Origin of the sequence: Pontibacter anaerobius, assembly GCF_026241195.1 — a bacterium.
Classification (GTDB): domain Bacteria; phylum Bacteroidota; class Bacteroidia; order Cytophagales; family Hymenobacteraceae; genus Pontibacter; species Pontibacter anaerobius.
Window position 1 is genome coordinate 307,883 of sequence record NZ_JAPFQO010000007.1, and the last position, 15,297, is coordinate 323,179.

The window sequence follows — 15,297 nt, forward strand, 5'->3', positions numbered from 1 at the left end:
CTATGTTAAAAGATAAACTGAGGAGAGCAGATTTGCTGCTGCTTTTGCTTTACCTGACCACCGCTGCAATCATACTTTTCAGGATTAGCGTGGAAGGCACGGGCTACCTGAGCCCCGACTCCAAGGCTTACCTCGGGCTGGCCCAGAACCTCAAGGACGCTTACGGGCTTTATGTGCCGGATGCGCAAGGAGCGGGCAGGCATTACTTCTCCATCTGGCCTGTCGGTTACCCGGTTATGATCTATGTTTTCTCAGAGCTAACTACGCTGGATGTATACTGGGCCTCCAAAATACTGAACCTGCTATTGCTGGGTAGCGGCTTTCTGCTGCTGCGGCAAATAAACAGGCCATACTCCTTTGTGCTGGCCTCCGTGTACGGGGCCTATACTTTCCTGGAGGTACACAGCTTTACCTGGTCTGAGGCTCCTTTTCTGCTGCTACTGCTCTTGCTGGCTTATTTTGCCAACCAAGTGTGGGGGGAAGAGCACATCAACAGGAATCTGGTCTTCATCTTCTTTATCTGCCTTGCACTGTTTTTGGTCCGCTACGTGGGGGCCTTCTCCTTTAGCGTGCCCGCGCTGCTCGGGTTATACTTTGGGTACCTGCGCAAGTATAAACAAGCATCCTGGTTTTTGGGGGCCACCCTGCTCCTGGCCATACTTGCCGGCGCCTACCTATATGCCAACTATGCCTTGAGCGGTTTTGCCACAGGGTTTGACAGGCTGGAGGCCAAGACAGAGGCGGCGCGAAGCTTTGTGCCGATGCTGCTGAAAGGGCTGATGAATGAGTTCCTGGTGATCCGGGAGTACAGGCCCCAAAACCAACCGGACTACCTGTTGTATGCGACAGCATTGCTTCAGCTGCTGGTGCTGGTATACATTGGCATCAACTTAAAAAAGTATTACAGCTTTGGGTGTGAAACAAGGAAAAACAGCTTTTCGGTGACTTGTCTCAGCATCGGGTTGTTATACTTTGTGGCGATACTTGCGCTACGCATACTGTCACATTTCGATGACCTGGATTATCGCCTGCTCTCCCCGCTTAGCTTTATGGCATTCATCGGTATACTGCATAGTTTTGTCTCGCTGCCAGATATGAACAAGGAAATTGTACGGATGAAGTTCTTAATCTTTGCATTCTTCGTACTATCGTTGTTGCTCAATGTACCAAAGAAGTTTGTGGTGAGCCAGCTGCAGTTGCTGTTTTAGCAAGTATAGCATTCCCCGAATCCATCCCTAATTCCATCATCAGCGTATGAGCTAAAACGTAACAACTGGCGTATGTCTCAGTCGCTGTTCAACTTCAAAACATACAGGCTGCAGGATTGGCTCTCGGTTTACCGGTTGCTGGCAGTACCGGCGTTGCTGTACACGCTGTTAAACAGGCATGAACGGATATTCCTGGCGCTGTTGGCTATCAGCCTGGCCACGGATGGCATAGATGGCCTGCTGGCGAGGCGGCAGCGGCAGAAGAGCAGGCGCGGTGCCAAACTAGACACGTACGGCGACCTGCTCACGGTGCCGTTCATGCTGGCCAGCCTGCTTATATTCAGGCCCGATTTCCTGGCGGAGCAGGCCGTGTTATTAAGCATATTAGTGGGTCTATACTTTCTGGAACTGGGAGCTTCGATGCTTCGCTACGGTAAACCAAGCAGCTTCCATACCTACCTCGACAAAATCTCTTTCATACTTTTAGGCATCTTCTACTTCAGCTTTTTCCTGTTTGGCTTTATAGGCTGGTACTTCTATTTTGCCATGGCCGTAGCCATACTGGCGGAGCTGGAGGAACTGGCGCTGGTGCTGCGGCTGCCCAGGTGGAGGAGCAACGTAAAAGGTTTGTACTGGGTGCTGCAGGAAAGGCGGCTTCAGTAAATGGCTCGCCGAAGGCATCTTGCTTTCGCCCCTCCTGCACATTCGTCTATAAAAAAAGTGGGTTCGTCTGCGCGCCCCTCTCATCTGTATAATGCGGCTGCTTAAGCGGCGCCTAAATTCGCTTCTTAGTGCTTTTTGAATTAATTTTAGACGTTGTAGCACAGCTGCGGCAGAAGGCCTACGGGCCTTTTACACTCTTATCAACTAACCAAAACACATGAAAAGCAAGTTTATCATTTGCCTTTTGTGGTGTGCCACCAGCCTCGCGGCAATGGCGCAGAGCAAAAGCAACAAGATTGAGTTTACGGAGTACACGCTCCCGAACGGCCTGCACGTAATCCTGCACCAGGATAACTCTACGCCCAATGTGGCGGTGTCGGTGCTGTACCATGTAGGCTCCAAAAACGAGGTGGAGGGTCGCTCCGGCTTTGCGCACTTCTTCGAGCACCTGATGTTTGAGGGCACTGAGAACATCGGTCGCGGCGAGTATAGCTCCCTGGTACAGAAAGCCGGCGGGGCCCTGAACGCCAATACCTCTTTTGACCGCACTTACTACTATGAGCTGCTGCCATCGAACCAGGTGGAGCTTGGCCTTTGGCTGGAAGCAGAGCGCATGAAGCACGCCAAGGTGGACGAGGTGGGCGTAGAAACCCAGCGTAAGGTGGTGCAGGAGGAGAAGCGTGAGCGCATCGACAACCAGCCTTACGGTTCGATGGGCGAGAATGTGTTTGCCCTGGCCTATAAAGAGCACCCTTACAAAACCATGCCGATCGGTTCTTTCGAGGACCTGAACGCGGCCAGCATTGAGGAATTCCGTGATTTCTACAAGACCTTCTACGTTCCGAATAACGCGACGCTTTCCGTGGCGGGCGACATCAACGTTGAGGAAACCAAGAAGATGATCGAAAAGTACTTTGGCGGCATCGCGAAAGGAACAAAAGAGATTCCGCGCCCGGATGTAGAGGAGCCGAAGCAGACCGAGGAGCGTCGCAAAACGGTGTATGACAACATCCAACTGCCAGCCGTTATCCAGGCCTACCATGTGCCGGAGCAGGGCACGGATGACTTCTACGCCCTGTCTATGCTGACTACGCTGCTGAGCGGTGGCGAGAGTGCACGTTTGCCGAAGGCGCTGGTGGATAAGCAGCAGAAAGCCGTGGCCGCTGCCTCCATCCCCTTCCCTACCGAAGACCCGGGCCTGTTCCTGACCTTTGCCATTGCCAACATGGGCGTGGAAGTGGATGATCTGGAGCAAGCCATGAACGCCGAGATAGAGCGTGTGAAGACAGAGCCGCTAACTGACCGTGAGTTCCAAAAACTGCGCAACCAGGTAGAGAGTAACTTTGTGCAGCAGAACAGCACCGTGGCTGGCCGTGCCGAGAGCCTGGCCAACTACCATGTATACTTCGGCGATGCAAACCTGATCAACACGGAGCTGCAGCGCTACCTGAACGTGACAAAGGAAGACATCCGGCGTGTGGCCAAGGAGTACCTGACCAAAAGCAACCGCGTGGTGCTGCACTACCTGCCAAAATCAGCTGAAGCAAAGCAGTAGTTATTTTAGACAAAGGACTAAGCCGGACAAAAGGCCTCGTTGCATACTGCAAAAGAGAAATTATACTTTAACTCGCCTTTTGCCCTTTGCCGATGAATCCTTTTTCGGGATCAAAATCTGAGATATATCATGATAAAGAAACTATATAGTACCGCATTTCTGGCGCTGGCACTAACGTGCGTGATGCCGGCCCAGGCACAACAATCCACTCCCCCGCCTCCGGGCCCAGCGCCCAAAATTGAGCTGGGCAAGTATGAGCACTTCACTCTAAAGAACGGCCTGAAAGTATACGTGGTAGAAAACCATAAGCAGCCGGTAGTCTCTATGTCGCTGGTGCTGGACCGCGATCCGATCCTGGAAGGCGACAAAGCCGGATACGTGCAGGCTGCGGGCCAGATGATGCGCACGGGTACCACCAACCGCACCAAAGACCAGTTTGATGAGCAGGTAGACTTCATTGGGGCCGACCTGGGCTTCTCTTCTACCGGCTTCAACGCCTCGGCTTTAAAGAAACACCTGCCCGTGCTGCTTGACCTGACCACGGATGCGCTGCTGAACCCGAAGTTTACGCAGGAGGAGCTGGACAAGATCAAAAAGCAGATGAAATCTAGCCTGGCGCAGGCCAAGGACAACCCGGATGCCATTGCCAGCCGCACCCGCAACCTGGTGCTGTATGGCAAAGACCACCCCTACGGTGAGCTGATGACAGAGCAGACGGTGGACAACTTTACACTGGAGGACATTCAGAAATACTACAACACGTACTACAAGCCGAACATCGGCTACCTGGCCGTGGTGGGCGACGTAACCCCGAAGGAGATGAAGAAACTCCTGAAGAAGTCGTTTGGCAAGTGGAAGAAAGGCAATGTGGAGGAGATAAAGTATGAACTGCCGCAAAAGCCGGAGCAAACGCAGGTAGTGATCGTGGATAGGCCAAGCTCAGTGCAAAGCTCGCTTATACTTACAAATCCTGCCGACCTGAAGCCGGGTGCACAGGATGCCGTGGCGACCTCGCTGATGAACAATATACTGGGTGGCGGCATGGACTCCCGCTTGTTCCAGAACCTGCGCGAAACGCACGGCTATACTTACGGCGCTTACTCTTCTATCAGTTCTGATGAGATTTTGGGCCGCTTTAACGCCAGTGCCAACGTGCGCAACGCGGTTACCGACAGTGCGGTGGTGGAGTTTATGAACGAGCTGAGCAAAATCCGCAGCGAGCGTGTGAGCGACGAGGAACTGCGCGATGCGAAGGCTTACGTCATGGGTAGCTTCGGCCGCGGGCTGGAGAATCCGGCTACCGTGGCAGTATACGCCATTAACACGGCGCGTTATGGTTTACCTGAAGACTACTACCCGAACTACCTGAAGAAGGTGGAGGCCGTGACGGCTGAGGATGTGCAGCGTGTGGCGCAGAAGTATATTAACCCGGATAAAATGTATGTGCTGGCTGTAGGCAACGCCTCCGAGATAGCTGACAAGCTGAAGAAATTCGATAAGGACGACAGCCAGATCACCTATTACAACACTGTAGGCGAGAAAGTAGACCGTAAGGCTATGGGCGTTCCGGCTGGCCTGACCGCAGAGCAGGTGATCAACGACTACATCAAAGCCATCGGCGGGAAAGCAAATATCGAGAAGCTAAAGGATGTTACTGTTACTAGCAATGCTTCTATCCAAGGTATGACGCTGGTGTTTAAGCAGCAGCAGAAAGGCAACGATAAGTTTGCGGTGCAGGTGCTGATGAATAACAACCCGATGCAGCGCGTGATCATCAACGGGGATAAAGGCAAGATAGAAGCTCCGATGCAGGGCATGAACAAGGAAATATCCGGTGAAGACCTGAAAGCGCAGAAGCTGGAAGCCAACTTGTTCCCGGTGCTGCAGTACGAGAAGTTGGGCATTCAAACAAAGCTTACCGGTGTAGAGGATGTGGATGGCACTGAGGCTTACGCTGTAGAGGTAACACAGCCAAATGGGCAGAAGACCACGCACTACTACGCCAAAGACTCCGGCCTGCGCCTGAAAGAGGTAAACAGCCTGGAAACACCGCAGGGCATCATCACCCAAACCAAAACCTATAGCAACTACAAAGAAGTAAACGGCGTGAAGTTCCCATACATGGTAGAAACCGTAGTAGGGCCGCAGACGATCAAAGCTGAAGTACAGAATATTGAAGTAAACAAAGGCCTGAGCGACGATACGTTTAAGCTATAGTTTATACTTGCTGATGATTTAAAGGCGGCTGCTCTTGTTAGGGCAGCCGCTTTTTTTATTGCTGGTATTTTGATAAAAGCTTCCCTAGTGAAAGCTGAGAATCCCGGAGCGACCGCTAGTGCTTTTTATACTTTCATAGCCCCTGCTTTCTGTAAACGGATACAAGCTATCCTTTCTTTCTGCGGTTCATCCTCAGTCTTACAAATCCATTGTTGCATCTCTGGCAGTGGTGCGCTCAAGCCCGCGAAGGCTCGTCTTCCCGCATCGCGCGCCAGGGCGCTGCCACTATCGTGGCACCGGATCTCACAAGGCGCTCAACGGAAAGACTGGGAACAGTTTTCGATAGCCACCGCTGACGGAGCTTGAGCCGGGCTCCCTCTCCTGTTCTTAGGAGAGGGTTGGGGAGAGGTGAAACTCCCCTCCTCGGAGGGGCTAGGGGTGGGTTTACACCTGCAGAAGCTCCCTCCCCTGTTTTAGAGGAAAGCTGGGGTGGGGTAACCTAAAACAACTCCCCCTGCACAGGCTGCACAAACTTCTTTGGAGGCTTCAGGTCAAACCCGCACACTTCATTCAGCTGCTGCACCAGGTATGTTTCCAGCTCCGGGGCAAGCGTATTATCCGGCTCATGCACGAAGAAGTATAGTTGCTGCAAACCGTTTTCAAACCACTTCTTCAGGCGCTCAACCCAGGCATCGATGCGGGTGTAATCGGTGGGATGCAGGCCGTTGCCAACGAACCGGATCATGGCGGAAGGTGTGGTGAGGCGCATGTGTAGCACATCGCGGCGGCCGGCTACATCTGTAAGCACAGTGCCAACTTTATACTTCTCCAGCACCTCAAACAGCTCCAGGCTGGCCACGTTGTCGGTAAACCAATCCGGGTGGCGCAACTCTACGGTGATAGGTATACTTTCCGGTATAAAGGCAAGGAAAGCCTCCAGATCGGGAAGTTGGGCGGGGGCAAAGTATGGCGGCAGCTGCAGAAAGGCTTCTCCCAGCTTATCCTCCAGCCCCGCAATGGCCGAGCAAAAGGCCGCTGTTACATCCTGGGTGCTGCGCAGGGCGGCTTCGTGGCTGATAAGTTGTGGGAACTTAGGGCAGAACTTAAACCCGCGCGGCACCGTGTTTCGCCAGCGGTCGATGGTGTCGGGGCTGGGGATGTGGTAGTGCGTGCTGTTGAGCTCGATGGTGTTGAACTGCTTGCCGTACCACTGCAGCGATTCCCGCTCGGGCATGCCGGCAGGGTAGTATTTTCCCACCCAGGCTTTGTTTACCCACACCGGCAGGCCCACGTATACCTGCGGTTTAATGTAGCTCCCAGAGCGCTGCAGCAACGGCAGCGTGTCGGGGTGGTTTGGGGGCAGCGTAAAGTCTACGCGGCTGATGTCGGGCAGCTTTCCAAAGTCCATAGTTTTATGCTTTAAATTACTATACGTGCAAGGCCAAAATTAGCAGGAACCACGTATCAGCCTCACTCAAATTACAGTAAAAATTGGCCGAAAATTGGACCAAATCTACTTGGCCGAAAGAAAATTTCTAATTATTTTTTATAGGCTATTTTCTATGCTCCAGATACATGAAAATATAGCCATACGTGCTTTAAAAAGCGATTTTCGCATTAGCAGACTTAAGGCAAATTTACCGGTGCTGCCTATATCCCCCTACACCCTTGGCGCAATAATGGCGTAAAAGGCTCCGTTTAAAAACAAATTCCGTAATTTTGCGGCTTCACCAACTATTAAGTGATATGAATCAGAATAGAAAGTGCTTTATTTTTTCATTGATCATTTTTCTATTTGTCGGCATTAGCCAACCAACTTTTGCACAAAACAACTCTAGCCAGCCCAAAGTACTGAAAGGCGAGGCATCGTGGTACGGCAGCCGTTACCACGGCAGAAAAACCAGCAGCGGCGAGCGTTACAACAAGAACGACATGACAGCCGCTCACAAAACACTTCCCTTCGGCACGAAGGTGAAAGTAACCAACCTCGAAAACAACCAGTGGGTAATCCTGCGCATCAACGACCGGGGCCCTTTTGTAGGCGACCGCATTATCGATGTGTCTGAGGCAGCTGCCCGCAAGCTCGACTTCCACAGCCAGGGTATTGGCAATGTTAAAGTTGAGGTGCTGGACTCGAAGGCGGAGCTTGCTGCCGCCATCGGCTTTTCTTTCGACGTGCCTTCTTTTGCCAAAAATGAGCTTAACTCCGGTATAGACACGGGGATGCTGCTTAGCCAAAGGTAGGGGTGGCAAGGCTGCTAAAGCCTTTTAAATTTCTCGAAGTAATTTACTTTTTAGAAGCGCGGTGCCTGTAGAGGCCCTGCGCTTTTGTTGTTTATAGCCTTTTTGGTAGAAAGGTATACTTGCTTCATCTATAAAAACCTATCGTTTAGCTTATAAGGTGTGGTGGTGCTTTGAGAAGCAAAATAGAATTGCTATACTTAAGATACCAAAACAAAACTCATTGTACTTAACTAACCTTACTACACCTTGAAAAGACGAAATTTTCTTGAACTCTCGGCGCTGGGTTTTGGCGGGCTAATGCTGCCATCCATTCCTGTGTTCGGCGATATTATCTCTCCGGAAAGGGCGCTGGAGACTGTTGACACTGCGCTAAAAAAGCGCCTGGCTGATGTAGCCCTGAATACAGCTAAGTCGAAAGGCGCAAACTATGCTGACGTGCGCATAGGCCGCTACCTGCAACAGTACATCTTTACCCGCGAGAAGCAGGTGCAGAACATCGTGAATGCCGAGTCGTTTGGCGTTGGTGTGCGTGTGCTGGCAAACGGCACCTGGGGCTTTGCAGCCACATCGGATGTATCAGATAAAGGCGTTGCCAAAGCCGCAGAGCAGGCCGTGGCCATTGCCAAAGCCAACTCCAAACTACAGAAAGAGCCGGTGCAGCTGGCCCCTGTAAAAGGCTTCGGCGAGGTAAGCTGGAAAACCCCTATCGAGAAGAACGCTTTTGAGGTGCCCGTGGGTGAGAAAGCCGACCTGCTGCTGGCCGCCAATGCCGCCGCCATGGACAACGGCGCCAATTTCGTTAACTCCGCCCTGTTCCAGGTAAACGAGCAGAAATACTTCGCCTCTACCGAGGGCTCTTACATAGACCAGGATGTGCACCGCATCTGGCCAAACTTTACCGTAACGGCTGTAGATAAGGCTAGCGGAAAGTTTAAAACCCGCGAGGCGCTGAGTGCCCCAATGGGTATGGGCTATGAGTACATGATCCCGAAGGCATCCGAAAAGATAAAAGGACCTGAGGGCACCGGCCTGAATGGCTACCGCTACGCCTACGATATGCTGGAGGATGCCGCCCTGGCCGCCAAGCAGGCAAAAGAGAAACTGACTGCCAAATCGGTAATGGCTGGCAAGTATGACCTGGTGCTGGACCCGAACCACCTGGGCTTGACCATTCACGAATCGGTGGGCCACCCGCTGGAACTGGACCGTGTACTGGGCTACGAGGCCAACTACGCAGGTACGTCCTTTGCCACGCTGGACAAGTGGAAGTCGAAGAGCTTTAAGTATGGCTCTGACAAGGTGAACATCTTTGCCGATAAAACGCAGAAAGGATCGCTTGGCTACGTGGGGTGGGACGATGAGGGCGTGAAGACCAAGAAGTGGGACCTGATAAAAGATGGCGTGCTGGTGAATTACCAGGCTATCCGCGATCAGGCACACATCATCAACGAGCCGGAGTCGCATGGCTGCTGCTATGCCGATAGCTGGAGCTCTGTGCAGTTCCAACGCATGCCGAACGTATCGCTGGCACCGGGCAAAGAGAAAATGGATGTGGATAAGTTGATAAGTGGAGTGGATAAAGGCATTTACATTGCCGGTCGCGGCTCCTACTCAATCGACCAGCAGCGCTACAACTTCCAGTTCGGAGGCACTACCTTCCACGAGATCAAGAACGGTAAAATTGTGGGCATGCTGGAGGATGTGGCTTACCAGAGCAACACTCAGGAGTTCTGGAACTCTTGCGCCGGCTCCTGCGATGAAAGCGATTACCGCCTGTTCGGATCGTTCTTCGACGGCAAAGGTCAGCCAAGCCAGATCAGCGCGGTGTCGCACGGCTCTGCCCACACCCGCTTCAACGGCGTGAACGTGATCAACACAGCCCGCAAAATTTAGTCTTTCACTTTCCAAATTGAGCATTAACTAAAATGGCAATATTAACAAAAGAACAAGCTCAGGCGATACTGAAGAAAGCGCTGGGTTTTTCGAAAGCCGATGAGTGCGAGATAACGCTTAGCGGCAACGAGGGTGGCAACATCCGTTACGCCCGGAACGAGGTATCCACCAGCGGCGCGGAAGAGAACGTGTCGATGGCCGTAGAATCGCGCTTCGGCAAGCGCTCGGGCGTGGCCACGATCAACGAGTTCGACGATAAGTCGCTGGAGAAGGTGATCCGCCGCTCAGAGGAAATCGCGAAGCTGGCGCCGGAAAGCCCGGAGTATGTAGAGCTGCTGGGGCCGCAGAAGTACATCACTACCAAAGCCAACTTCGACTCCACGGCAAAGATAGACCCGGCCTACCGCGCCGAGGCAGCCGCCAAAAGTATAAAAGCCGCCTCCGACAAAGGTTTAACGGCCGCCGGTTTCCTAGAGCACTACACCAGGTTTACCGCCAAAATGAACAACAAAGGGCTGTTTGCCTACCATCCGTCTACAGACATTGATTTTTCGGTAACGATGCGCACCGAAGATGGTACTGGCTCTGGCTACGTAACCCAGGACTTCTCTGATGCCAGCAAGCTGGACACCGGAAAGGCCTCGCAGATTGCCGCCGAGAAAGCAGCCAACTCGCGCAACGCCAAAGCCCTGGAGCCCGGCAAGTATACGGTTATACTTGAGCCTGCCGCATCCATAGACCTGCTGCGCAACATGTTCTTTAACATGGACCAGCGTAACGCAGAAGAAGGCCGCAGCTTCCTGAGCAAACCGGGTGGCAAGACAAAAGTAGGCGAAAAATTGGTAGATGAGCGCATCACGGTTTACTCCGACCCGACAAACCCTGAAGTGCCGACCGCTCCGTTTGCCGGCGATGGCCGTCCGCAGGAGAAAGTGACCTGGATAGACAAAGGCGTGGTGAAGAACCTGTATAACACCCGCTACTGGGCTTCGAACAAAGGCTCGGCCTCTATTCCGCCTCCGGGCAACGTGATCATGGAAGGTGGCAGTCAGTCGTTGGAAGATATGATCAAGAGCACCAAGCGCGGCATACTGGTAACGCGCCTGTGGTACATCCGCGCCGTGGACCCGCAAACGCTGCTCTACACCGGCCTTACCCGCGACGGTACCTTCTACATCGAAAATGGCAAGATCATGTACCCGGTAAAGAACTTCCGCTTCAACGAGAGCCCGGTGATCATGCTGAACAACCTGGAGGCTCTTGGCAAACCGCAACGCATCAACGGCAGCCTGGTACCACCCATGAAGGTCCGTGACTTTACGTTCACGAGTTTATCAGATGCGGTGTAAAATCTGCTGAGTTATACTTTGGATGCCGTATGCAGCAACGCTGCGTGCGGCATCTGTTTTCATACTTATTTCCTTTTAAGTTGAGAAAGCAATATTATCCGCCTCGGAAGGTAGGGCCGTTATGTTCTGGCTTTTTGTCATCCTGAAAGGATCTTGGTAGCTAGTAGTATAGTCTTAACCTCCCTTCCAACAGGTTTCTTATCAGAATGACAGAAGATTTTAAAAGTTTTTAAGTAGAACTTGACAACCCTGCCCTTTGTAGCGGATGAATAATTGCTTTCGAATCCATTATAAGAGAGTCAAAATTAAGCGTTTTCATAAAGTAACAGTCTAAATAAGAACTCACTCGAGACTCAGAACTCTAAACTCAGAACTCCCACCGTGCAACCCTTCACCTTCGTGCGCCTGCAATACCGCTCCGGCAACTGGGATACCGACCCGCGTATGCCCAGCAACCTGCTGCACTCGCTTATCCAGTACACCACAGTGCCGGTAAACGAGCAGGAGAAGGTGGTGTCGTTGGAAAGCGCGGAGTTGTTCAAATACCCCTTCAGCTACCTGAGCGGGCATAAGCTGGTGCAGTTTAACCAGAAGGAGCGGCAGAACTTTGAGACCTACGTGAAAAACGGCGGCTTCGTGTTTGTAGACGACTGCAACCACGACATCGACGGGCTTTTCGCTAAATCGTTTGAGGAGCAGATGCGGCAGATTTTCGGAGCCGGTGCGCTAAAGAAGATCCCGAATAACCACAAACTCTACCGCAGTTTCTTCACGTTTGAGGAGGGCCCACCCACCACCAGCTTCGAGCTAAACGGCTGGGGCGATGACCTGGTGCACGATTACCTTAAGGCGATAGAAGTAAATGGCCGCATTGCGGTGCTCTACAGCAACAAAGACTACGGATGTGAGTGGGATTACGACTTTAGAAACAAGCGTTGGCTGGCCGAGGATAATACGAAGTTTGGTGTGAACATCATCATGTATGCGCTAACGAGCTAAATACTACAGACCTCGCAGCGTGCGCAGCTCCTGCGAGCGTCTAAAAACATACTACCAAAAGTCATCACAAAGTATAAAATGACTGAACAAGACATAAACCGCCTGCTGGCAAAGCTCCCACAGCTAAAGCAGGAGATACAGAAAATAATCGTGGGCCAGGAGGAGGTACTCGACGAGGTGCTCATTACCATGATGGCTGGTGGACACGGCCTGCTGGAAGGCGTACCCGGCCTGGCTAAAACCCTGTTGGTACGCACCCTGAGCAATGCCATGGACTTAGGTTTCCGGAGAATACAGTTTACTCCGGACCTGATGCCAACCGACATACTTGGTACCGAAGTACTGGAAGAAGACCACGCCACCGGCAAGCGCTTTTTCAAGTTCAACGAAGGGCCTATCTTCTCGAATATTGTGCTGGCCGACGAGATAAACCGTACGCCACCCAAAACGCAGGCAGCCTTGCTGGAAGCCATGCAGGAGCACGAAGTAACCTACGCCGGAAAAACATACTTCCTGCCCAAGCCCTTTTTCCTGCTAGCCACCCAAAACCCGATAGAACAGGCCGGAACGTACCCGCTGCCAGAAGCACAGCTGGACCGCTTCCTGCTGTACATCAAAATAAAGTATCCAACCGAGCAGGAAGAGCTAAACATACTATCCAGCACTACCGGCACACGCCAGGCACAGGTACAACCTGTCATCAGCGGAGAGGAAGTGCTTATGCTGCGACAACTGGTGCGCGAGGTAAGCATAAGCGATGAACTCCTGGGCTTTGTAAACCAACTGGTACGCGCCACCCGCCCCGACAGCACAAGTATAGACTTTATAAAACAGTATTGTCGCTGGGGAGCAGGCCCGAGAGCCGGGCAGGCACTTATACTTACCGCCAAAGCCAGAGCCTTGCTGCACGGCCGCTTCGCCGTGACCGTGGAGGATATCACTACCATGGCCTACCCCGTGCTGCGCCACCGCGTGCTGGTAAATTTCGCCGCCGAAGCAGAGCGCATCACTCCTGACAGAGTGGTAGATGAGCTGCTGCAAAGTATAAAGCTGCCGAAAGAGGTACTGGTATAGACTATCCAACCACCCCTACCCCTCCTTATCAAAGGAGGGGAGTTAAAATACCTGGCGCGGGTATCTAACCCGTGACGTAGGGTGGGCGCGAGTCTCCAGACTCGCTTATACTATTTGTAAAACAAAAGCAGAAACAGATGGAAGAGACGGACATTGTAAAGCTGACGGAAACAGGAACCAACCTCCTGCGGAAGATGCTGGGAGAGCGCATCTGCTATTTCTTTACAGACACGATAAAGGTAGAAGCATCCGGTACTAACATACTGTACTGGGCTCCGGAATTTGCCATCGGCCTGAAAACCAACCGGGGCGACCAGAGCTTCATCAACATCAGCGCCGACTACAAGCTGTCTTCCAGATCCTCAACAACCTACTATGGCTTCGAGATAGAGGAAAGCAAAGTGCCGCTTCGCAAAGAAAAACTGCTGCAGTCTGGGCTCTGCTCCGAGATAAAGGTGCTGTCGTCGCAAGTGCTGATGATAGAGGTGTACCAAGACTGGAACCAGGAGTTTGACGAAGCCATCCACTACGACGCCGCCATCGTGCTCTACACCGACACTCAAAAGTACATGCTCAAAGTACGTGAGGAGTTAATCGGCGGGGTAGATGTTATACTTGATGAGGCTGCTATTGAAGCGGAACTGGTGGATTTAAAGTTGCGGCAAAGTTTGGTGTAGATTCAAATTATATGAAAAATAGAGGGCTAAGAAGGTATTTTGAAAATTTAAAACAACAGAAGCTGCCAGAGGCCCTAGACTTTAGTGGTGCTGATCAATCTTGGTTTGACTTATACCATTTACATATTGATGATCTAGGCTTAGGCAACATATCTTGGAAATCGCGAAAGCAGCATTTAGATGCTCTTTTTGAACTAGCTGAGCTTGTTAAAGAAAAGTTATCAGTTTACCCTAAAGATTATCAGTTCTGGATCGAAATCGATGAAAATGATAGTAGAGAAGATGCCATTTACATCCACACTCCAAATCCAAATGAAAATAATTTCCCGGTTAACCTTGAGTTTGATGAGGAGTTAGAAGTAAAAAACATACTATTGCTTAACTATCTAAATGGCAAAGGTTACTCAATGCAAAAGAAGAAGTTAACCAATTCTGAAGGAAAATTTTGTACAACATACTTTCTTTATCAAGAAGGACTTGGGGCAAGAATAAAAGCGCAACCTTTTAGAATTACCCAACCTTGACCACCCACAAATTCATCGACCCGAAGGTACTGGCTACCATAAAAGATCTGCCGCTGCTGGCTAAAACGGTGGTGGAGGGCTTTTTGGCGGGGCAGAACCAGAGTGTGCGGCGTGGGGCGGGGCTGGAGTTTAGCCAATACCGCAGCTACCAACCCGGCGACGACCTGCGCCAGCTCGACTGGAAAATGTTTGCCCGCTCCGACCGCTATTACATCCGCGAAGCCGAAGTAGACACCAACATCACGGTGCGGTTTATACTGGATGGCAGCGCCTCAATGGCACATGAGGATGTGAACGGCATCAGCAAAATGGATTATGCGCGGTTTCTGGTGGCCTCGCTGGCGTACCTGGCCACCACGCAGGGCGATGCGGTGGGGCTGTACGTGCTGCACGAGAACCAACTCATCAACCTGACGCCGCGCTCTGATAACATGCACCTGCAGCGCTTCTGGCACCAGCTGGCGGAGGTAAAGCCGCAGGGTAAGTTTCCAGGCATGGAGGTGGCCGCCAACCTGTTTGCCGACAGGCGGCAGAAAGAACTGACCGTTTTCCTATCGGATTTGTATGAGCATGAAAGTGAGATAAAAGACCTGCTGTTTAAGCTGGGCGCGCAAGGTCACGAACTGCTGCTGATTCACCTGATGAGCCGCAACGAACTGGAGTTTAGTTACACCGGCACCCTCACCTTCGAGGACTTAGAAACAGGGCAGACGCTACAGGTAAACAGCGCTGTGCAAAGGCAGGTTTATTTAGCCAAACAACAAGAATGGCTTCAGGAAACAGAAAAGGACATGCGCAACCACCAAATCGCCTACAACCGCTTCGTAACCGACGAACCGCTGGACAAGGCGCTAAGAACGTTCTTGCAGAAACGGATGCTGTATGGGTAGTTTA

General features: G+C 51.9%; 13 protein-coding genes. 12 read left to right on the forward strand and 1 reads right to left on the reverse strand.

Annotated features, from left to right (window positions below; genetic code table 11):
• Positions 1–2 precede the first annotated feature (2 nt).
• From OO017_RS12025 to OO017_RS12040, 4 genes are all read left to right on the forward strand, one after another.
• Positions 3–1,208 (forward strand): hypothetical protein, encoded by a 1,206-nt coding sequence (locus OO017_RS12025; protein ID WP_266052740.1) that lies wholly within the window; start codon positions 3–5, stop codon positions 1,206–1,208.
• Between the two features lie 72 nt (positions 1,209–1,280).
• Positions 1,281–1,871, forward strand: a complete 591-nt coding sequence (locus tag OO017_RS12030; protein ID WP_266052741.1) for a CDP-alcohol phosphatidyltransferase family protein — start codon at positions 1,281–1,283, stop codon at positions 1,869–1,871.
• Positions 1,872–2,088: 217 nt separating this feature from the next.
• Positions 2,089–3,426 (forward strand): M16 family metallopeptidase, encoded by a 1,338-nt coding sequence (locus OO017_RS12035; RefSeq protein WP_266052742.1) that lies wholly within the window; start codon positions 2,089–2,091, stop codon positions 3,424–3,426.
• A gap of 129 nt (positions 3,427–3,555) precedes the next feature.
• Complete coding sequence (locus OO017_RS12040) at positions 3,556–5,643, forward strand: M16 family metallopeptidase (RefSeq protein ID WP_266052743.1); 2,088 nt, start codon at positions 3,556–3,558, stop codon at positions 5,641–5,643.
• Positions 5,644–6,142: 499 nt separating this feature from the next.
• Here the strand turns inward: OO017_RS12040 and OO017_RS12045 are convergent, their stop codons facing one another.
• Positions 6,143–7,051, reverse strand: a complete 909-nt coding sequence (locus tag OO017_RS12045) for a DUF72 domain-containing protein (protein ID WP_266052744.1) — start codon at positions 7,049–7,051, stop codon at positions 6,143–6,145.
• A 338-nt stretch (positions 7,052–7,389) separates the two neighbouring features.
• Between OO017_RS12045 and OO017_RS12050 the strand changes: the two genes are divergently transcribed.
• The 8 genes from OO017_RS12050 to OO017_RS12085 all read left to right on the forward strand — a co-directional run bounded on the left by OO017_RS12050 (position 7,390) and on the right by OO017_RS12085 (position 15,293).
• Positions 7,390–7,887, forward strand: a complete 498-nt coding sequence (locus tag OO017_RS12050; protein WP_266052745.1) for a septal ring lytic transglycosylase RlpA family protein — start codon at positions 7,390–7,392, stop codon at positions 7,885–7,887.
• Positions 7,888–8,133: 246 nt separating this feature from the next.
• Entirely contained in the window at positions 8,134–9,780 is a 1,647-nt protein-coding gene (locus OO017_RS12055) for a TldD/PmbA family protein (RefSeq protein WP_266052746.1), read from the forward strand.
• A gap of 32 nt (positions 9,781–9,812) precedes the next feature.
• Entirely contained in the window at positions 9,813–11,129 is a 1,317-nt protein-coding gene (locus tag OO017_RS12060; RefSeq protein WP_266052747.1) for a TldD/PmbA family protein, read from the forward strand.
• Positions 11,130–11,510: 381 nt separating this feature from the next.
• Entirely contained in the window at positions 11,511–12,128 is a 618-nt protein-coding gene (locus OO017_RS12065; RefSeq protein ID WP_266052748.1) for a DUF4159 domain-containing protein, read from the forward strand.
• A 78-nt stretch (positions 12,129–12,206) separates the two neighbouring features.
• Complete coding sequence (locus OO017_RS12070; RefSeq protein ID WP_266052749.1) at positions 12,207–13,202, forward strand: AAA family ATPase; 996 nt, start codon at positions 12,207–12,209, stop codon at positions 13,200–13,202.
• Between the two features lie 137 nt (positions 13,203–13,339).
• Positions 13,340–13,879 carry a hypothetical protein gene (locus OO017_RS12075; protein WP_266052750.1) on the forward strand — a complete coding sequence of 180 codons (540 nt, stop codon included), beginning with the start codon at positions 13,340–13,342 and terminating at the stop codon, positions 13,877–13,879.
• Positions 13,880–13,890: 11 nt separating this feature from the next.
• Complete coding sequence (locus OO017_RS12080) at positions 13,891–14,403, forward strand: hypothetical protein (protein WP_266052751.1); 513 nt, start codon at positions 13,891–13,893, stop codon at positions 14,401–14,403.
• Positions 14,400–15,293: a DUF58 domain-containing protein gene (locus OO017_RS12085; RefSeq protein ID WP_266052752.1), complete on the forward strand. Its 894-nt coding sequence runs from the start codon at positions 14,400–14,402 to the stop codon at positions 15,291–15,293. The genes OO017_RS12080 and OO017_RS12085 overlap by 4 nt, the downstream gene beginning before the upstream one ends.
• Positions 15,294–15,297: the final 4 nt, after the last annotated feature.